This window comes from Erythrobacter sp. SG61-1L, assembly GCF_001305965.1.
In the GTDB taxonomy this organism is placed as follows: domain Bacteria; phylum Pseudomonadota; class Alphaproteobacteria; order Sphingomonadales; family Sphingomonadaceae; genus Andeanibacterium.
Genome location: NZ_JXQC01000003.1, coordinates 2357491 through 2377267, shown reverse-complemented (window position 1 = coordinate 2377267; position 19777 = coordinate 2357491). Strand labels below are relative to the sequence as shown.

Below are 19777 nucleotides of genomic sequence, written 5' to 3'. Positions count from 1 at the left end.
TACCCCCGCCGCCCCTGCAAGCCTTATTCCGCCGGAACCGCTTCGGCTTTCGCTGCCGCCACGGCCGTATCGTCAGACAGGTGCGCGCCCTGTTCACGCAGGATCTTGCGCACTTCGGCCACATCCACTTCGCGCGGTTGCACGCCGCGATTGGCCGCCACGGCGGCGCCCACACCTGCTGCGTGGCCGGTCAGCCAGCATTGCGGGATTTCGCGCATGAAGCCGTGGCTGTTCGCATCGCAGCTGATGTGGCGCCCGGCTGCCAGCATCCCGTCCAGCTGGCGCGGCACGAGGCTGCCATAGGGCACGGAGACGGTCGGGAATTTGGGGCTGATCGAAGGGCTGATGCCCACTTCGTCCGCCACCGGCGTGCCGTTGCCCCAGTTCTGGCGCTCGATCCGCCCGATGCCTGCCAGGCGCCGCGTGTGGCGCACGCCAAGCTGGCTGGCGCTCTGCAGGGAATAGGCGTTCTCGAAGCCCGGCGCGTGGCGGCGGAAGAACTGGCAGTGCCCTTCCATCAGCCGGTGGCTGCGGAATTCCACTTCGGTCAAATCGTCCACGTCCAGCGCCGATAGGCCGGACTGGCGGGGGCCGAGGAACAGGGCGATGTCCGGCCGCCAGCTGACATAGGGCGTCTGGAAGAAGCCCAGCTCTTCCCGCCCGCGCGCCATCAGCTCGCGCAGTTGCTCGGGATAGAGCACCTTCCAGTTGATCCAGCGGTCCATGTTGACGCCGCCCAGCACCCAGCCGGTATTCATCGAATGGTGGACGTCGCCTTCCTCGATATCGGTATCGAAGGCGGCCCCGGCGCGGGCGAACATGTCGCCATCGCCCGTGGTGTCCACCACCACCTTGGCCATCACTGCCTGACGCCCGGCCTTCGATTCGAAGATGACGCCCTTGGCCACGCCATCTTCCACCACGGGCCGTGCGGCCCAGGCATGGAACACGATTCGCACGCCCGCCTGCAGCAGCATTTCCTGATTGTTGAGCTTCATCCGTTCAGGATCGAGCGTGGGCGCCCATTGCACTATGCCATGGAAGGCCGTGGTGCGCTGGCCCCAGTAGCCGGCCTTGATCGGATCTTGCGAACCCCAGTCCTCGCGTGGCGGGCCGGCCACGGCTTCGGGCGGCATGCGTTCGATGAACTGGCGGGCAAAGCCCTGGATCACATGGTTGCCCTGCCAGTCGGTCATGCGGTCGATCCACATGACCAGGCCGCCGGTGGAAAGGCCGCCAAGGCAATTATAGCGTTCGATCAGCGTAACGTCCGCGCCCGCCTTCGCCGCCGCCCAGGCCGCCGCGCAGCCGGCCGGGCCGCCGCCGATCACGGCCACGTCGCAGCGGTGGTACACGTCCACATCGCGCGCATCCTCCCGGATGGTGCCGGTGCCGTTGCGCGGGGGCAGGGTGTGGCTGGTGGATTCGAACACGTCCGATCCCAGGAAGCGTTCCTCGCTATGCCCTTCCACACGGTGCATCTTCGGCTTGTCGTCGGCCATTTCCCGGATCCTCAATCTGTTTGCTAGCCTGCTAATCATATGGCGCGCGCCACGCAAGGCGATCTCACGCACGAAAGCGGATTGCGCGCCTGCCACCTCTCCGCTAGGGCGCGCCTTCCCATGACTGTGGATTCTTCCACAGGCGGGGATGAGGCCCGATGGCGGAGTGGTGACGCAGCGGACTGCAAATCCGTATACGCCGGTTCGATTCCGGCTCGGGCCTCCACCTTCCACGCCCCGGCTTGCGGCACCACCGCAAGACCATTAAGGGGCGCGGCAGAGTGCCGCTTTAGCTCAGTTGGTAGAGCACATCATTCGTAATGATGGGGTCACGTGTTCGAGTCACGTAAGCGGCACCACCTACTCAAAGGTACTTTCCCTAGGAAATCTGCGGCTTAACAGCGAAAGGGTCTTTCGCTGGACGCCCGATTTTGCCCAGGTTCGAATGCTCGAACACAGTGGCTTTGGAGAGGCTTTGGCTGGTTGGTTCGCGCAGGCGCGGCGGACATATATTTGGGCAAAGTGCTGGAGTCCGATCGGCCCGGCCTTTCTGCTTAGTCACACGTGGGGGTGCCATCCCGCCTGCACCGGGGCAGGGCGCCTATTTCCCGTTGAATCTCGATTCCCCAACTGCGGAAGTCTTTCTCGATCTGGGGAGAAGCGCTAGGCGGCGGTTGCGTCTTCGCGTGCTTCATTCACCTTGTCGGAAAGGGCGCAGGTACGGTCCTAAAATCCGGGCCTATGTGGCCTGTTGACTGGTCGCAGTCATGGTTGATGGTGTGCGGCTGTGCTCGCGGCGCCGGGGTATGAGGGCTGAAAACGGCCACTGCCCGAACAGCACTAAGCGCCCTGCAGCTTCTTCCTGAACAGGGATCGGATAAGGCGATCTTCCAGTACCCGGCCACCCACATAGAGGGCCGCGAAGATTCCGGCGAAGACATAGGCGGGCGTGGGCGAGTGCTTGTCTTTCTTTTCCTTCTTGTCCTTGTCGTCGTCCTTCTTCGGCTTTTCAGGGGCCGGGGCGCCCAGGGCCTTGTCGATCGGGTTCTGTGGCAGGGCCACGTCCTTCTTCTCGGGCTTCTTTTCCGCATCCTTGGCCTTGCCGGATTTTTCGGCGGCTTCGGTGGCCTGCTTTTCAAGTGAGTTCACTGCGATGGCGAGCTGGGCAAAGCCCAGAAACAGCAGCGGGGCCAGGAAGCAGAACAGCAGTGCGCGGCTGATCAGGTGATAGCGTAGAACGGGGCCTGTCGCGCCGTTCTCGATCTTCAGGACGCCGCTGTCGAAGACGGACATCTTGTCCTGCGCTGCCTGATCCTTCTTGGTGAAGGTCAGGCTGTCTCCCGTCCGGGCATGGGAAGTGCCGTTCTGGTCGAACAGCGGGGCCAGCCGTTCGAAGGCTTCATCGTTCGATTGTTCGGGGGGCAGTTCCAGACTGCCCCTGATATGCCATATCCAGTCGATGAAGCGCAGGTTCACATCAATTCCAGTCGGGTAAGATTTTCTGGGGCGACCCGGGCGCAAGGGCTCGATCCGGATCGCTCACAGCGATCCTGGTGCGGGCAATGACCTGGGAAAGAGTAATGGAACGGTGGTGGTGGAATGGGGCAGGCCGCGTGGGCAGCGCTGCCCCCCGATCACTCCGCCGGAACCGCAACCGGGTGCCGGGCGAATTTTTCCTTCAGCGTCTTCCATGCTTCGGTGAAGGGATAGTGCATGGTCTCGCGGATCGACATGCGGCGTCCACCTTCCATGCCCAGCAGCTCCGCCTCGCCATCGACACAGGTGCCGAAGATCCGGTCGATGAATATCCAGGTGCTGGAATAATTGCTGCGGCTGGCTTCGTAATCCTGCGAGTGGTGCACGCTGTGATGTTCGGTCGTGTTGAACAGGAAGCGCCACCAGCGGGGCGAATTGAAGCGGACATTGATGTGCTGGTAGGAACCGACCGCGAGGCCGAGAGTGCCGGCGAGCAGCGCGGCGCGGGGCAGGAAGTCGAAGAACCCGCCGATTCCCAGCCCGATCAGGAAGAGTTCCACCGGATTGCCGACGGCGCCCTTGTTGATGTTCAGCTGGGTGATGAAGTGATGCGGCGCGTGAGTGAGCCACAGCGGATACCAGTTATGCATCCCGCGATGCATCCAGTACTGGCCGAAATCGAAGATGATGGAGATCATCAGTGCCTGCACCAGCAGCGGCAGGCCCGTGAACCAGGCGAATTTTTCCCAATGGAAGGAATTCTGGATCGCCTCGATCATCGCACCGTCACCGACATAGCTGTCGACCATGCGCAGGATCGTATAGCCCAGCGAGACATAGAACAGGTCGGTCGCCAGTTCCTTCCAGGTCAGGCGCCAGCTGTCATAACGAGGGTTCACCCATTCCAGCGCCATCAGCAGCACTCTGAAGCCGATGCCGATGCCGATGGCGGTTGATGCCTTGGCGATGGAATTGGGTGCGTAATACCAGAACGCTATCAGTGCGAACAACACTGTGGGCTGGAACCAGGTGAAGATGAACTGCTTTACCGGTCCGCCTTCCAGCCTGCCGATATTTTCCCAGCCGATGGTCACTGGCGCGTCTGCGCCGATTACCCTGTTGCCTACACGAACTCCGTCCATAACGCCCGCCCTCGCAATGCGTGGATGCCAGTCTTGGTAATACGAATCGTTGTCAGCGTAATACTAAATATTTTTCGCGTCTAGATTCTTTCGCGGGTGCAGCAATCTCTTGTTCGCGGATGCCGAAATGGCCTGCCGCGAATTCCCTTCGCCGCAGATTTACTGGGCTTCGCGCCTGCATTGACCGCGGGTGAGACATGCCGGAAGTGGCTTGAAGCGGCCTTTCCTCTCTCAAATCTGTGCAGGTGCACTCAGTCGGTGCTTCGCGATCCCGTCTGAAAAGAATCCGTCACATAATTACGGTACGTGCACGTTCTGTAAATCAGAACCAATTCCCCGGCCCGGCCTGATTCCGGCTCGCCAGGGTTACCAGAGAAGGACAGAGATCGTGTCGAAGAAGCCATTCCTGCTGGCTGCCACTGCCCTGATGTGCGCCACGCCCCTGCATGCGCAGACTGTTTCGCAACCGCAGGACGAAGAGGCTGACGGTGGGGACATCGTCGTTACCGCGCAGAAGCGCTCTCAGCGCCTCTCCGAAGTGCCGATTGCCATCAGCGCCTTTGATGCGGCCGCACTTGAGCGGATCGACGCAACGGAACTGCAGCGCGTGGCACAGGTTACGCCCGGCATCTCGATCCAACTGCAGGACCGCCTGCTGCCCGGTATTTCGGTGCGCGGTATCACGTCCGATGACACATCGCCCGCATCGGAACCGCGCGTTGCGCTGTTTCAGGACGGTATCCCGATCACCCAGATCGCCTCGGCCTATGCGGAGATGTTCGACGTCAACCGCATCGAGGTGGAGCGCGGCCCCCAGTCGACCCTCCATGGCCGCTCGGCCCTGAATGGCGGCATTTCCGTCTATCAGCAGATGCCGGAGCCGGACCTGGGCGTGGACTTCAAGGCGGGCGTGGGCGACCGCGGCTTCCTGCTGGGGCAGGCCGTGGTCAATGTGCCGGTGAGCGACAATTTCGGCGTCCGCTTCGGCGCCCTTATGCGCCAGCGCGATGGTGCTCTGGCCGATGCGGATGGCGAAGGGACGTATAACAACGTCAACAGCCAGGCCTATCGCCTGACCTCCCGCTTCGAACCTACTGCCAATCTGCGCTTCAGCCTGGCGGCGACTTACGATGTGGACGACACGGATAGCGGGGGCGCGTTCAAATCCAACGTCTACCTGCCGCGCGACCAGACCACCGGCGAGGTGATCGGCGATCTCGATTTCTGGAGCCCAACGCATCTCAGCACCCTGCCGGGCATGGCAGATGCCTATAGCAAGCGCGAGATCCTCGGCCTCAGCGGTACGACGGAACTAGACCTGAACGACATTTTCCGCCTCACGTCGATCACCGGCTATCGCTGGTACAAGGCCTGTCAGGCGGGCGACATCGACGGCACCACGACCGACATCATCGCCTATGATCTTTGCAATGGCGGGGAACAGGTTTCGGAAGAGCTGCGCCTCAATATCGACCGGACCGGCATGTTCGAAGGGTTCGTCGGCGCAAGCTATTTCAATGCCAGCAATTACCAGATGACCGATCTGGGCACGGATGAGCGCGCGGCAGCCCTGCTGTTTTCGGGATCACTGCTCCGCTCTGCTCCCATGGGCCTCACCACCAACCAGATCGTTGGCGCGCTTGGCGCCACGGCGTCCAACTACAAGGCGCTCCATCTCGATCGCCGCCGGACGGATGCGGATATCGAGACCTTCGACGTGTTCGCCGATGGCACTTTCCACCTTACAGACAAGTTCGAGGCCTTTGTCGGCGGCCGCGTGACGTGGGATCGCAAGGATATCGCGATGCAGGTGACGACACCTTTGGGCGTCTCGCGCCTGACGGGTGGCGGCCTGCTGATGACGATGACCACTGGCGGCGCGGTTGTGAGCGGCGATCACAATTCATCCGTCATCACGGGCAGGGCCGGGCTTCGCTACGAATTCTCGCCCGAGTTCAACCTTTATGCCGTCTATGGCCTGGGCAAGCGGCCGGAAGTAATCGACCTTGGCCCGACGGGCGCAGCCAACATCCTTCCTTCCGAAAGCCTCAGCTCTTTCGAGGTCGGGAGCAAGTTCCGCGCATTCGGCGGGCGGCTGACGGGGGATATTGCCGCCTATCACTTCCGCTATTCGGATTTCCAGACCTACCAGCGCAATCAGGACCGGCTGGTGCCGGTCAATGCCGGCAAGGCGGAAGCGACCGGGCTGGAGGCGCAGGCGAACTGGCGCGTCATATCGGGGCTGACTGTCTTCGGCAGCTATTCCTACAACCACGCCCGCTTCACCACCGGCGCCTATGACGGCAACCGGTTCCGCAATGCGCCGGACCACAAATTCGCGCTGGGCTTCGAGGCGAGCGTGCCGACCGGGCTGGGCGATCTGTCCTTCGTCCCGGTCTACACCTGGCAATCGAAGATCTTCTTCAGCGACGATAATGACCGGGCAGATCTGCAGGTCCGCTCACGCGCGGCATTCTCCGATACGGCCGTCGATGAATTCCAGCCTGCTTACGGCCTGCTCAACGCGCGGCTTGGACTGAACATCGCCAATGGCCCGTGGAGCATCAATCTGATCGGCGACAATCTCACGGATGAAAAATTCATCGTGGATGCGGGCAATACGGGCGATTCGTTCGGCATGCCCACCTTCATCGTCGGGGCGCGCCGGACTGTCAGGCTCGAAGTGAGCGCACATTTCTGATCACCAGCAAATGGCAGGCGGCGCGTTGCCAAGGGCACGGGCCGCCTGCCGGAATGAGGCAACATGAAACTCGACAGACGTGAAGTCATGGGCGCCGCAGTCGGCGCCATGCTGCTCGGAGCGTCCGGCGTCCCGGCAGGCGCGAAGGCCGCACAGAAGGTCAGCTTTCGGCACGGTATCGCATCGGGCGATCCGCTGCATGACCGGGTTATCCTCTGGACCAGAGTGACGCCGGAAGGCGATCCGCCGCAATCCCTCCAAGTGGAATGGGAAATCGCTAAGGATGCCGATTTCCGCCGAGTGATCCGCCGCGGTACCACCCTGACGAGCGGCGCGGCAGACTTCACGGTCAAGGTCGACGCTGCCGGGCTGAAGCCGGACACCGAATATGCCTATCGCTTCCGCTGCGGGGATGTGGTCTCGCCAGTGGGCCGCACGAAGACATTGCCGGTCGGCAATGTCGATAATGTGGTGATGGCAGTGGCGTCCTGCTCGCTGTTCTCGACTGGCTTCTTCAATGCCTATCGCGACATCGCCAGCCTCGACCGGCTCGATCTGGTCATGCATCTGGGTGACTATACCTACGAATATGGCGGCGCGCCGGATCAGCTCGGCATGAGCATTGGCCAGCAGATCGGCCGTGCGCCCACGCCTGCCCATGAAGCTGTGACGCTGGCCGATTATCGTGAGCGCTATGCCTGTTATCGCAGCGACGAGGATTTGCAGGCCGCCCACGCCCGCGCGCCGTGGATCGTCGTGTGGGACGATCACGACACCACCAATGACGACTGGGTGGGCGGCGCACAGAACCACCAGCCGAGTGAAGGATCGTGGGAAGATCGCAAGGCCGCATCGGTTCAGGCCTTCTTCGAATGGATTCCGATACGCCCGCCCGAAGCGGGCAAGCCGCGAGTGGACATCAGCCGCACATTCGAGCTGGGGAACCTCGCTACCATCATCATGATGGAAAACCGGCTTGTGGGGCGCGACCGGCAGGTCGATCTGCGTAATCCCACGGATGTGACATGGAACGTGCTGGACATGACCGGGCCGGACCAGCCCGCGCTGGTCACGGATCCCGCCATTCGGAAAGACGTTCTCACTGCGGCGTTGACCGGCAAACCTGTGCCGGCGCCCTATGAAGTGCGCGTCGATCCCGAGAGCCTGCGCAAGGCGATCTCACGGCCGGATCGCAGCGTATATGGTCATTCGCTTGAGGAATGGCTCTCCGGCCAGCTGCGCACTTCGGTGGCCGCCGGGAAGAAGTGGCAGATCATCGGCAATCAGGTGGTCATGGCCCGCACAACGGGTGCGGACATCGTGGACTTCCTCGGCCCAGAGGGCTGGCAGAAGGCCTATGCGCAGGTCACGCCGCAGCTTCGCCCCTGGCTGAAGCAGCTTGAGACCCTGCCGGACGATCTGCCCTTCGAGTTCGACGGCTGGGATGCCTATCCCGCCGCGCGGTCGCGGATGGATGCCATGCTTGCCAGCAGCGGCGGGCGCCCGGTCGTGCTCTCGGGGGACAGCCACGCGTTCTGGGTCAACTCGCTTACCGATGCGCAGGGCAGGCAGGTGGCCGCCGAAGTCGGCACAACCTCGATCACCAGCAGCAGCCTTGGCAACATGCTGGGCGGCCTGGAACTGGGGCCGCTCTTTTCCGGGTCCTGCCCGGAAGTGCGTTTCTGTCAGCACCTCACGCGCGGCTATAGCCTCGTCACGCTGACGCCGGACGATATGCGGGTGGACCTGATCGGCATGTCCACCGTGCTGCAGCGGGATTATCAGCGCTTCGTGCTCAAATCCTTCCGCCTGCCCACAGATGCCGAAGGGCATATCGGGCAGTGGGAGGATCTGACGCCCACGGCATAGGCTGTCGCGTCAGGACGCAGCCAATCGGGCGGCGGCGGGGCGGAAATGGCCTCGCCGCCGCTATGCATGCATCACCCTATTGCTTTGCGGGGAAGGCATCCAGCATCGCGATGGCCTGATCGACCAGCATGTCGATCTGTTCCGGCGTCAGCTCGGCCCGCAGGAAGGTGAGGCGGTAAACGACGCTGCCCAGCAGCGCATGCGCCGTGAAGCGCAGTTGCTCCTCATCCACATCCTTGCCCAGCTTGCGGAACTGCTTGAGATAATATGGCTCCACCGAACGCAGATGCGTGTCGAGGATCGAGGCCATTTCGGGCGAACGGCGCGCCAGCGAAGCAATGTGCAGGATGGCCCCGCCACGCTCTTCCGAAAGATAGGTCACGGCGGTCTGGATCAGCGAGCGCAGGCCTTCGCGCGGTGTCGCGCTTTCGTCGATTTCCGGTTGGAACGACAGCAGGGTATCCCGCAACACGCTGTAGACCAGCGCGGCTTTCGAGGGGTGGCGGCGATAGATCGTCGCCCGGTTGCAGCCGACCGCTGCCGCCACGGCTTCGAAAGTCAGCGCGTCGTAACCAAGCTCAGACAGCAGGCGCCATGTCTCTTGCGAGATCTTTCTGCTCTTTTCGGCATCCACGGGCCTGCCCCGACGGCGCGGCTCTTTCTCCAGGGTTTCCTGCTGCAAAGGGCGGGGCGGCATTGAAGAAATCCTGTAAGTTCCGGCAAGCCTGCCATTATAGCCAAAAAGCACGGAAAACAGCCATTTCCGACGTCTGGGAAACGGTACAGGACCGGCGGATCGAGTGCAAGCCGGGCAAGGCCTTGCCGCACATTCCGGCTCGTTCCGGAATTGCGGTCCAGTCGAGCGTAGAACGGCCCCAATCGGGCTTCTTAAATCACGCTGCGTAAGGTAAATGTGCCGCCTTCAGGCTGGCGCTCTCGACATGGCGTGACTTGGCGGCGTTGAAAGTCCCGGATTGCAGTCAGGGCGCAGGGCAGTGCCCCTTGGCCGTGACAGGGTTGCAACGCAGGTAACTGCCATCGGCGAACCGCACCATGTAGTCGGAGAAGCGCCTGTCAGGCAGGGGATAGTCCGTCGAGACGATTGTCGCCCCGCTCGCCAGTGCGCGGTCGCGCCGGGATACGTCATCCGCCCGTGCTTCCGCCGTATCCGTATCGGCCCGTGTGTAGGTGAGCATTCCGGCACCTTGCGCCGTGGCGATACGCGGGTCCGCCGGATCTGGCAGGATCGCCCAGCGCTCGCGCTCCACAGGCAGTGGCGCGCCTTCGCCGGGCCGTTCGCCCGCAAGCAGCAGCGACAGGTTTGAGCTGGCAGCGGCCACGCGATAACTGGCCGCTACTCGATCCTCGTCGAGGAGGAAGAACATCACCTTGCCCCTGCTCCGGTCGATTGTCGGCCAGCCCGCCGCCACATCGGAGGAGCGAATGAGACGATCAGGGCCGAAGGTGCTGGAAATCTCCGCCTCCAGTCGCGTCCAGCCATCCTTGCAGAGGATCGGGCATTGCCTGCCCGGCGTGCCTCCCTTGATTTCCAGCATGATCAGGATCGGAACGTGATCGCGATGTCGGTCAGACCAGTTCGCGATCTCGCGCAGGCATTCGCGGAATAGCGGGCAGGTGCTGCGCGGATCATAGGCTTCCTTGTGGAACACCTTGAAGCCGGGCTGGCCCATCGTCCCTTTCGCATCCCACGGGGCATCGGGTGCCAACCCGTGCCTGCGCAATGCGGCGAATATGCCGGGTTCGGCAAAGCGGCCGCCCTGCGGATCGTCATACAGGTCCAGTTCGAAGGCGCGCAGGCCCAGTTGAAGCTGGGTTTCGAGCGGCAGGTTGGAATAGGCGATGGCGCGTGCCAGTGCCTGGCCCGGCCATTCAGGACCGTCGCTATATCCCGAACTCATCAGATAAAGCAGCATCGTGCTGTCGGGCGCGATATGATAGCTGTTATGGGTCTCGATATATTGAACCTGATCCAGCCGTAGCGCGCCAAGCTTGGCATGTTCCCGCGAAGGTTCCGGCCCGCTGCCCAGCGTGGTGCCGGACAAGAGAATGGCCGCCGCAAAAGCGGCGATAGGCTTGTTCATGCTGGGCGGGTCTTTCACGGTCACTTAATTTTCGTTAGGTGATTTAATGGACGCAGCAAGTGAAGTTTCCGTGACAGATCCGGCCATCACCCGTTCTTCAGGCATGTATCCGTGAGCCGGGCGCAGGAAGGCACGGGCGCGCAGGGCTTCGATCTGTCGCGCATCGGCTATGCCAGCGGGAATTTCGCCAAGAACCTCCTGTGGGGTTCTACGGAAGTCACCCTGCTGTTCATGATGACGCAATTGCTGGGCATCAGGGCCGATGTGGCAGGTGCTATCCTGCTCGTCTCACTGGCGGTGGATGCGATTTTCGATCCGCTGGTGGGTATCCTCAGTGACAGGATTTCCAGCCCGCTGGGGCGCTATGGCCCGTTCATCCTGATCGGGGCGCCGCTGGCCGGGCTGACCTTTGCCGCGATCTATGCATTACCATGGCTGGGCATCGGCAATGCGGCCCTGGCCTTCACGCTGATCGTGGCCTTCCGCATATCCTACTCGCTGATCGACATGCCGCACAACGCGCTGCTTTCGGCGGTGACGACCGACAAAACGGGCCAATCGCGGCTGACGATCTATCGCTTCTTCTTCAGTTCGCTCGCATCGCTGGCCGTGGCCATGTTCCTCACGGCAATGATTGCGGGTGCCGGCCTCTCGCCCGGAAATATCGCCATCTACGGCATGCTGGCCGGGGCGTTGTCGATGGGTGTGATGATCCTGTCCTGGCGCTCCGTCGCGTCGCGTGACCGGGAGTTTCGGAGGCGCGCCCCCCGCAGCGAGCCGGCTCGTGCATTGGTGCTGCAGGTCTGGCGCTATCGGCCTTTCCTGCGCGCGCTCCTCGCCGGCGCAGTGGCATCGGCCACGGTTCCGTTGCTGCCCAAATGCGTACTCTATGTCGCAGGCCCGCTGCTCCACCAGCCGGAACTGGCGCCGCGCATGCTGGCGGTGATGATTGCGGGGCAGTTCTGCGGGTTGCCTGTGTGGATGGGGATTGCCGGGCGCCTCAACCATGCGGGCATGCTGGCGGCTGCCCATCTGGCAAGCGCCATCGGCATGGCCGTGGGGCTGGCGGCGCTGTTCCGCTTCCAACCTCTCCTTCTGCCCGCCATGTTCATCTGCGGCCTTGGCGCTTCGGGCATATATTCGCTGATCTGGGGCCTGATCGCCGATGCCGCGCACCGGCTTCAGATGCAGACCGGCACGGATGCGAACGGCGTGGTCTTCGCCAGCGCGATCCTGACGCAGAAACTGGCGATAGGCGGGGGCGTGGCAGGGTTCGGGCTGGCACTGCAGCTCTCGGGCTATGTGGCCGATGCGCAGCCCGGCATGGCGGCAAGGGCCACGATCGTGGCAGGGGCTTTCGCAGTGCCGCTGGCGGGTTCCCTGCTGGCGATAGCGCTGCTGGCGCTGCTGCGCGGACAGGTCGGCAAAGGGCGCTAACGCGAAGGCATCGGTCAGCGCAAAGCCGTTGCCCGGGAACGATTTACCGCTCTGTCGCTTCATAGAAACCGGGGGACAGGCTGACGCACCATGCTCGGCATGCACGAGGCGTAATGCTATCGTGCCTAGGGTGCTGGGACAAAACGGAAAACTTGGATGCCCCTCATTCTGCTCGCCGATGACGACGATATTCTGGCCGATCTTGTCCGCTTCCGGCTGGAAAGCGAAGGGCACCGGCTGATCGTGGCGAGCGACGGTGCGCAGGCCGTGGAACTCGCTCGCGAGCATCGGCCGGATCTGATAATTCTCGATTCAATGATGCCGATCCTGACCGGGCCTGAGGCGCTGCGCAGGATACGGGAAGACGCGGAAACAGCCGGGATACCGGTTGTCATGCTGACTTCGCGAAAGGGAGAGGACGATGTGGTTTCCGCTCTCAAGCTCGGTGCGAATGAATATATCACCAAGCCGTTCCGGCCGCAGGAACTCGCCGCAAGGGTTGAAAGCGTGCTTCGCCAGAGCGGGAAGGGCGGCAATGCTGCCTAGGCTGATTGCGGCAGCCTTCTTGCTCGGCTCGGCGACAATCGCCTCTGCCCAGACCGCAGACCAAGACGCGGCCAGCGCCGTGACCACCCTTGAAAACGCAGTCCGTCAGTCTCCCGGTGATGCGGACGCTCTGCGGCGCCTGGCTGGTGCGCAGGCCGCCGCTGGTGACCTGGCGGCGGCCCTTGCCACTATCGACCGCGCCGCAGCGCTGGCACCGCAGGACAATGACGTGCTGCTGGCAAGGGCGCGCATCCTCCTGTGGTCAGGACGACGGAAGGAGGCGCGTGAACAGGCCGAAGCCGTAAGGCTGCGCACGCCGGACTATCCCGATCTGGCCGAAGTGATCGAGGCGCTTGAACGGCAGGAGAGGCCGACCTCGCAATCGGGCCTGTCAGTCTATGGCGGCGTGTCAGGGATCGACTTCGAGGCGGGCGGCAGCGCTACGTGGTACAGCGCCGGCGGCAGCATCTTCCACCGCTTCGGGAATACGACGCTATCCGCAACAGCCGATTACGAGGAACGTGCCACCGCGGATACGCGGCTTGGCCTGCGAGTGGATCAACGGATAGGTGAAGGCACGGCCTATGCCGCATTTGCCGTGACGCCATCGGCCGATTTCCGGGAGGAATGGAGCGTTTCTGGCGGGGTGGATGTCCCGACACTGCCTTCGCTCGATCTGGTGTTCGATGCACGTTATGCCCATTACGCGGCGAATGACGTGGTCGCGCTGCAGCCGGCCCTGCGCTGGCATGCCTCGCCCAACCTTTCCCTCACCGCGCGCTGGATCAACCTGTTCCAGTCCGACGGAGGCTATCGCAGCGGCGCGTCCCTGCGGGGCGACTGGACGCTGGGTGAGGGGAGCAGCATCTTTGCCGGTGCGGCGACCTATCCCGATACGGAAGCGGGCACCACGCGGCAGGTCCGATCGGCCTTTGCCGGTTTTGCCGTGCCCTTGTCCGGCCGCCTGGCTCTGCGCGCTTCGGCCGAATATGAGGAGCGCGACCGCAGTTACACCCGCAAGGCCGCCACGCTCGGCCTGGCATGGAGGTTCGGCGGTTAGCTATGCCGATCATCGTCATCGACATAACTCTGGCCTTCTTCCTTGCAGCGTCGATCGTTCTGGCAATCCTCACATTCCGTCGCTGGCTGTCGGAGAAAGATCGCGCGACGCGCACCGAGCTGCGCCGCAGGATCGCGCAGGCCTATGTCGGGCGACTGGAAGTCAGCACATTGCCGCCGGAAATAATACAGGCATCGCCGCAGGTAAGGCTGGAGGCGGTATCGCACCTGCTGCAGCTCCTGCGCGGGAGCGAGCGCGACAAGCTGCTTCAGATCGCAGATGAGGAGCGCCTGTTCGACACTGCCCTGCATTTTGCGGAAAGCCCGCGTGCCGCGCGCCGTTCGGAAGCGATCCGCACGCTTGACCAGTTCGGCAGCCCACGTTGCGTCAGCGCCCTGCAGATGCTGATGGCCAATGACGAGGAAAACGAAATCCGGCTGGAGGCGGCGGCGGCGCTGGCGCGGCTGGGCAGGCTTCCCTCCGCCAAGGATACGATTTCAATGCTGGGCCTGCGGCACGGGCAGGTGATCCGGCTGCATCGTGCCCTGTTCCGCTCTATCGCGGCCCAGCATCCCGAACAGATCCGCGAATTGCTGCATGAGGATGTCCAGCCGGACCTGCGCGCCGTGCTGATCGACGCGGTCGCCTATGGCGGCGATCTGCGTGACGTTGCCGAACTGGAACGCGCTGCGCGCGAACCCGTGGCGGAAATCCGCGCGGCGGCCGTGCGTGCTGCGCGGCTGGTGGGCGATCCCCGGACGGAGCCCTGGGTGATCGCCGCCCTGTCAGACGAAGCGGAGATCGTGCGCATTCAGGCCGTGCAGAGCGTGGCCAAGCTGGGCTTCAAGTCCGCCTTGCCGAAGCTGCGCGAATTGCAGGATGACGCATCGGTATGGGTCCGCGTGCGGACCGGAGATGCCATGGCCCTGCTCGCACCGCAGGCCCCGGCCGGGGAAGCGGGATGAGCAGCGCGCAGGCCCTCCATATTGCCGCAATGGCGGTGATGGTTCTCGCATGGTCGTGCTTTCTGGTGGTGCTCGCGCGCAATCTGGTCAGCGGGGTGCAACTGGCCGTGGCGGCATGGGTCTTCTGGACCCGGATCGAACCGGCACCGCGCGCGATCGATCTGTGGTCGCGCTCGGTCGATCTGGCGCCACCCATCTCGGTGATCGCGCCTGCCTATAATGAAGAGCTTTCCATCACGCAGAGCGTGCGTGCGCTGCTGGCGCTGGAATATCCCGAACACGAGATCATCGTGGTCAATGATGGATCGAAGGACGCAACGCTCGCCACGCTGATCCGCGATTTCGAGCTTGAGCCGTCGGACCGTCCGCAGATCGCGGCGCTGCAGCGCACGAAGATCCTCGGCGTCTATCGCTCGCGCGTTCACCGCAACCTGCTGGTGGTCGACAAGGAGAACGGGCGCAAGGCGGACGCTGTGAATATGGGCATCGGATTTGCCCGCACGCCGCTGGTGTGCGTGATCGACGCGGATTCGATCATCGAGACCGATGGCCTGCTGCGCGCGGCAGAACCCTTCATGACCGATGACGGATCGCTGCTGGCCGTGGGCGGCGCGATCCGCATCGTGAACGGCTGCGAAGTGCGCGGGGGATCGCTGCGCAAGATCGGCATCCCGCGCGAATGGATCGCCCGCTTTCAGGTGATCGAATATTTTCGCGCCTTCCTCACCGCGCGCGTTGCCAATGCCCATTTCAATTCGCTGCTGCTGATTTCCGGGGCATTCGGCCTGTTCCGGCGGTCTGCGCTGGTTGAGATCGGCGGCTATCGCCACGATACGGTGGGCGAGGATCTGGAACTGGTCGTCCGCCTGCATCGCTACAGCCTTGAACGGAACATTCCCTATCGCATCGGCTTCGTGCCGGAGATCGTGTGCTGGACGGAAGCCCCTGTTTCGATGCTTGGCCTGAAGAACCAGCGCTCGCGCTGGCAGCAGGGCGCGCTCGAAACGCTGGAGGCCCATCGCGGGATATTGTTCAACCCGCGCTATGGCCGCATCGGGATGCTGGCCACGCCCCAGATGCTGGTGGAGGACGTAATCGGCCCGCCGGCTGAAGTGATCGGCTATCTGGTGGTGCCAGCCGCATGGGCGCTGGGCCTACTGTCAGGCCAGATGGCGCTGGCCTTCCTCGCCCTGACGGTGGCCTTCGGCACGGGGCTGAGCATCGCCACGCTGGCGCTGGAAGAGGCCCAGCTGCGGCGCACCCCTTCGGCGGCAGACCTGCTGAAGATCGCCGCGGCCGCCCTGCTGGAGAATTTCGGTTTCCGGCAGGCCAACCTCGTCTTCCGGCTGGTGGGCATCAAACGTCACCTCAAGCGGGAGACTGGCTGGTCCGCCGTGCCGCGCACCGGTTTCAGCTAGAGATATTTGCGGAACTGGACGATGGCGTCTTCCAGTTCGTCTGCCTCACCCGAAGCGTCGCTGGCCTCGATCGCATGTTCGAGACTGGCGGCTTGCGCGCCCAGTTCCTCGTCGCCGAAGATGGCGGCCGAACCGGCCAGCTTGTGCATCAGCCGTCGCAATTCTTCCGTATCTTCCTTTGGTGTGCCGGGCAGGGCGGCAAGGCAGCGTTCCAGCTGGGCGACCGCATCACTCTTGAACTTCTCGTAACGCGGACGCAGCGCCTCCACTGTGGCCGTATCCTCGTCCGGCAGGTCGGCCTTGCGGCGCTTGGGCAACATCCGGTCGAACATGCGGCCCAGTTCGCCCATTTGTACGGGCTTGGCCAGATGGGCCTGCATCCCGGCCTCAAGGCATGCTTCCACATCGCTCTGGAAGGCATTGGCGGTCAGAGCGACGATGGGCAGTTCTTCCGCTGTGATACCTGCTGCGCGGATGCGGCGGGTCGCTTCCAGCCCGTCCATGTCGGGCATCTGGATGTCCATCAGCACCAGTTGGAAGGGTTGCCCCTTGGCTTTCGCCTCTTCGATCATGTGGATCGCTTCGGTGCCGCCTGCCGCAGATTCGTGACGATAGCCTGCCCTGTCTATCAGCGCCGTGACGAGCAGGCGGTTGATCTCGTGATCGTCGGCCACAAGGATGCAGCGATCATCGGTTGTACCTTCAGGCTCGCGGCGCCGTTCGGCGGGGAGCCGTTCCTCTTCGGCTTCGGGAATGTCGCTGGGGACATAGGGCAGGCGTAACGTGAAGCGCGACCCCTTGCCCGGCTGGCTTTCCACGCGCAGCGTCCCGCCCATCAGCGTCGCCAGCCTGCGGCTGATGGCAAGGCCTAGCCCGGTCCCGCCATATTTCCTCACCGTGGTGGCATCGGCCTGTACGAATTCGTCGAAGATCGCGTCCAGCCTTTCAGGCGCGATGCCGATGCCGGTATCGGCCACGGTGATTTCGATGCCTTGCTCTCCGTCCCGCACGGCAAGCACGCCGTTTACGGTGACAGCGCCGCGATCTGTGAACTTGATCGCATTGCCCATCAGGTTGGACAGGATCTGGCGCAGGCGCAGCTTGTCCGCCAGAATATAGGGCGCGATCTCGCCGGCAAATTCGGCCTTCAGCTCCAGCTTCTTCCCTGCCGCAGCCGCCCGCATCAGTTGCAGCGTGCCGTCCACGGTCTTTCTTATGTCCAGACTGTCGACGGCAATCGTTGTCTGGCCGGAATCGATCTTCGATATGTCGAGGATGTCGTTGATCAGCGCCAGCATGGACTGGCCGGATTCGACGATCAGATCGGCATAGTGGCGCTGCTGTTCGTCCAGATCGCCTTCGCGCAGCAGTTCGGCAAAGCCCAGAACTCCATTCATCGGCGTGCGGATTTCGTGGCTCATATTCGCAAGGAAGGCCGATTTGGCGAGGGCAGCGCTTTCCGCCTGGTGCAATGCGTGGCGCAAGCGTTCCTCAAGGGATTTGCGCTGCGTAATGTCGCGCACGGTTGCGATGGTTTCCATCGGCTCGCCGGTCTTGCGGTCGCGGACGAGGCGGACGTGCGATTCATGCCAGCGCCAGCCCTCGGTCTTGTGCAGAGTGCGATAGCTAAGCAGGGCGCCTTCGCTGCGCCCGGCGAACATGTCTTCGTAAGCAGCCTTGATCTTCAGCAGATCGGCCTCGTTAATCGGGATTTCGACCTGTTTGCCGATGACTTCCTCGGGCGTGTAGCCGCTGATGTCGAACAGCGAGGGCGAGGCATAATGGCAGATCTGGTCGGTGCCGACTGTGATGATTGCATCCGTCGAATTATCGGCCAGGAACTGGAACTGCGCGCGCTGCTCCTCCAGTTCCTCACGCGCCTCTACAACTTCCGTAATGTCGAACACCACGCCGATGAAGCCGACGCGCGCGCCACCGTCGTTGGTTTCGGGCGTTGCCATCGCCATGACCCAACTGATGCCGCCATCCGGCCGCAGGAAGCGGAACTGGGCGTGGAAACGGGCGCCTGCCTCTACTGTGGTGGCCCACAGCTTGGCGATCTTGGCCCGGTCCTGCGGGTGCAGCGCCTTGGCCCAGCCCGGCCCCATCGCCTGTTCCCGCTCCAGCCCGGCAAGGTCCAGCCAGGCCTTGTTTACATAGGTGCAATCGCCGTCCAGCTTCGTGCGGAAGATGCCCGCGGGTGAGAGGTTCGCCAGCGTCTGGAAGCGCTGCTCGCTCTCGCTCAGCGCACGTTGGGCTTCGCGTGCCTCGGTAACGTCGCGGATGCTGCCGGTCGTCCCGGCGAATTCCCCGTTCGGCCCGCGCAAGGCCCGCACGCTGACGTCGATATACAGGATTTCGCCATCCTTGCGCAGGAAGCGTTGCTGCAATTGCAGCTCGTCCACCTCGCCGCTCACCAGTGGCGGGTACTGGAACTTGGTCTTGAGGTAATCCTCCTTCACCAGCAGCCGGGTGATCGGCGTGCCGAGGGATTCGATCACCGAATAGCCGGTCAGTTTTTCCCAGGCGGGGTTCAGGAAGGTCCAGCTGCCGTTCGGATCGGTGCGGAACACCACTTCGCGCATATTGTCGAGGATCGACTGAGCAAAGTCCCGGCTGTGGCGAAGCTGCTGCTCCAGCTTGCGCCGCTTGGCCAGCGCGAAGGCCACCGGCATGGACCCGGCGTATGTGAAGGCGAGGAACAGCTGAAGCACCATCACTTTCGTCTGCAATCCGCCATGCACAAGCTGGATCGGCCCGCTACCCAGCGATGTGGCGATGGTGGCAATTGTGGCGACGATGGCGGTGGCGACGGCAGCACCGCTCACCCCCAGCCGGAACGCGGCCAGCAGCACGAAGAGCGATGCCATGAACAGGAAAGGATATGCCGTCTGCACGAACACCAGCGACGTTCCCAGCGTGCCCAGCCCGATAACGATGGCCCATTCGGTGGCTTCTCCGGGCTCCATCAGTTGGCGACGATAGGCCATCTGCAGCAGCACCATCAGCAGCGGGGCGCCGATCAGCATGCCCAGGCCGTCAGCAATCAGCCAGGTGAACCATGTGTGCAGCGAAGGCGCTACCCCGCCCAGCCACAGGACGGCGATGGCAATCGCGGCCGAAACCATCGGCGCCATGATCCCGCCGATACCGGAAAACCACGCCAAAGTGCGGAAGTCGGACAGATCGGGCCGAGGCCCGGCAACGCGCCGGACGCCGAAATAGACCAGCATGATCTCCACGCTGTTGGCCAGGGCAAGGCCAAATGCCTGCACCGTATGGTCCCCCACCAGGAAACCCACTGCGGCATTGGCAAAGAAGCAGGGCACCACAAAGCGCAGGGCATGTTGCCAAGGGCGGCGCAGGATCATTACGACCAGAAAGGCATTGGGCAGCCACAGGGCGGCAATGCGCCCGACATCGCGCGTCAACGTGATACCGTGCCAGGCAAGCAGGCCAAACGCGAGCGCGACGAATGCCACGCGGGCGCTTACTGCCACGAAACCCCGCCCTTCACGTTCCGGAATAATGGGCACCCAGTGACACTCCCGGTCAGATT

Annotated in this window: 13 protein-coding genes and 2 tRNA genes; 9 read left to right on the top strand and 6 right to left on the bottom strand. The window is 63.2% G+C overall.

Annotation, left to right across the window (positions count from 1 at the left end):
- Positions 1-23: 23 nt before the first annotated feature.
- Entirely contained in the window at positions 24-1502 is a 1479-nt protein-coding gene (locus tag SZ64_RS11570) for an FAD-dependent oxidoreductase (protein WP_082384564.1), read from the bottom strand.
- A 152-nt stretch (positions 1503-1654) separates the two neighbouring features.
- Here SZ64_RS11570 and SZ64_RS11565 point away from each other — a divergent pair.
- A tRNA-Cys gene (locus SZ64_RS11565) sits at positions 1655-1728 on the top strand.
- A gap of 57 nt (positions 1729-1785) precedes the next feature.
- Positions 1786-1861: transfer RNA gene (locus tag SZ64_RS11560), tRNA-Thr, on the top strand.
- A gap of 481 nt (positions 1862-2342) precedes the next feature.
- Here SZ64_RS11560 and SZ64_RS11555 read toward each other — a convergent pair.
- On the bottom strand, positions 2343-2978 hold the full coding sequence (locus SZ64_RS11555) for a hypothetical protein (protein WP_054530965.1): 636 nt from the start codon (positions 2976-2978) through the stop codon (positions 2343-2345).
- Between the two features lie 158 nt (positions 2979-3136).
- Positions 3137-4120: a sterol desaturase family protein gene (locus SZ64_RS11550; protein WP_054530964.1), complete on the bottom strand. Its 984-nt coding sequence runs from the start codon at positions 4118-4120 to the stop codon at positions 3137-3139.
- A 388-nt stretch (positions 4121-4508) separates the two neighbouring features.
- Here SZ64_RS11550 and SZ64_RS11545 point away from each other — a divergent pair, with 388 nt between their 5' ends.
- Together SZ64_RS11545 and SZ64_RS11540 are read left to right on the top strand one after the other, a co-directional pair.
- Positions 4509-6821, top strand: a complete 2313-nt coding sequence (locus SZ64_RS11545; protein ID WP_199797075.1) for a TonB-dependent receptor — start codon at positions 4509-4511, stop codon at positions 6819-6821.
- Positions 6822-6884: 63 nt separating this feature from the next.
- The gene (locus tag SZ64_RS11540) at positions 6885-8690 is read left to right on the top strand and encodes an alkaline phosphatase D family protein (protein WP_082384563.1); all 1806 of its coding nucleotides are present in this window, start codon (positions 6885-6887) and stop codon (positions 8688-8690) included.
- 76 nt (positions 8691-8766) lie between these two features.
- On the opposite strand, the gene SZ64_RS11535 is transcribed toward SZ64_RS11540, so the two are convergent.
- Positions 8767-9387 carry a TetR/AcrR family transcriptional regulator gene (locus tag SZ64_RS11535; protein ID WP_054530962.1) on the bottom strand — a complete coding sequence of 207 codons (621 nt, stop codon included), beginning with the start codon at positions 9385-9387 and terminating at the stop codon, positions 8767-8769.
- A gap of 283 nt (positions 9388-9670) precedes the next feature.
- Positions 9671-10816 (bottom strand): Ca2+-dependent phosphoinositide-specific phospholipase C, encoded by a 1146-nt coding sequence (locus SZ64_RS11530; RefSeq protein ID WP_156313629.1) that lies wholly within the window; start codon positions 10814-10816, stop codon positions 9671-9673.
- Positions 10817-10903: 87 nt separating this feature from the next.
- Here SZ64_RS11530 and SZ64_RS11525 point away from each other — a divergent pair, with 87 nt between their 5' ends.
- From SZ64_RS11525 to SZ64_RS11505, 5 genes are all read left to right on the top strand, one after another.
- On the top strand, positions 10904-12229 hold the full coding sequence (locus SZ64_RS11525; RefSeq protein WP_054530960.1) for an MFS transporter: 1326 nt from the start codon (positions 10904-10906) through the stop codon (positions 12227-12229).
- A 156-nt stretch (positions 12230-12385) separates the two neighbouring features.
- The gene (locus SZ64_RS11520) at positions 12386-12775 is read left to right on the top strand and encodes a response regulator (RefSeq protein WP_054530959.1); all 390 of its coding nucleotides are present in this window, start codon (positions 12386-12388) and stop codon (positions 12773-12775) included.
- Positions 12765-13835, top strand: a complete 1071-nt coding sequence (locus SZ64_RS11515; RefSeq protein ID WP_054530958.1) for a YaiO family outer membrane beta-barrel protein — start codon at positions 12765-12767, stop codon at positions 13833-13835. The genes SZ64_RS11520 and SZ64_RS11515 overlap by 11 nt, the downstream gene beginning before the upstream one ends.
- 2 nt (positions 13836-13837) lie before the next feature.
- Complete coding sequence (locus tag SZ64_RS11510) at positions 13838-14800, top strand: HEAT repeat domain-containing protein (RefSeq protein ID WP_054530957.1); 963 nt, start codon at positions 13838-13840, stop codon at positions 14798-14800.
- On the top strand, positions 14797-16218 hold the full coding sequence (locus SZ64_RS11505; protein WP_054530956.1) for a glycosyltransferase family 2 protein: 1422 nt from the start codon (positions 14797-14799) through the stop codon (positions 16216-16218). The genes SZ64_RS11510 and SZ64_RS11505 overlap by 4 nt, the downstream gene beginning before the upstream one ends.
- Here SZ64_RS11505 and SZ64_RS11500 read toward each other — a convergent pair.
- A complete protein-coding gene (locus SZ64_RS11500; RefSeq protein WP_054530955.1) occupies positions 16215-19754 on the bottom strand; it encodes a PAS domain S-box protein in 3540 nt (1179 codons plus the stop codon). The two genes, SZ64_RS11505 and SZ64_RS11500, sit on opposite strands and share 4 nt — an antisense overlap.
- Positions 19755-19777: the final 23 nt, after the last annotated feature.

What these genes read in the sequence shown, in the direction of transcription:
- SZ64_RS11570 (WP_082384564.1), bottom strand. Translation starts at nt 1,502, where the DNA reads ATGGCCGACGACAAGCCGAAGATGCACCGTGTGGAAGGGCATAGCGAG.
- SZ64_RS11535 (WP_054530962.1), bottom strand. Translation starts at nt 9,387, where the DNA reads ATGCCGCCCCGCCCTTTGCAGCAGGAAACCCTGGAGAAAGAGCCGCGC.
- SZ64_RS11510 (WP_054530957.1), top strand. Translation starts at nt 13,838, where the DNA reads ATGCCGATCATCGTCATCGACATAACTCTGGCCTTCTTCCTTGCAGCG.
- SZ64_RS11550 (WP_054530964.1), bottom strand. Translation starts at nt 4,120, where the DNA reads ATGGACGGAGTTCGTGTAGGCAACAGGGTAATCGGCGCAGACGCGCCA.
- SZ64_RS11505 (WP_054530956.1), top strand. Translation starts at nt 14,797, where the DNA reads ATGAGCAGCGCGCAGGCCCTCCATATTGCCGCAATGGCGGTGATGGTT.
- SZ64_RS11515 (WP_054530958.1), top strand. Translation starts at nt 12,765, where the DNA reads ATGCTGCCTAGGCTGATTGCGGCAGCCTTCTTGCTCGGCTCGGCGACA.
- SZ64_RS11520 (WP_054530959.1), top strand. Translation starts at nt 12,386, where the DNA reads ATGCCCCTCATTCTGCTCGCCGATGACGACGATATTCTGGCCGATCTT.
- SZ64_RS11540 (WP_082384563.1), top strand. Translation starts at nt 6,885, where the DNA reads ATGAAACTCGACAGACGTGAAGTCATGGGCGCCGCAGTCGGCGCCATG.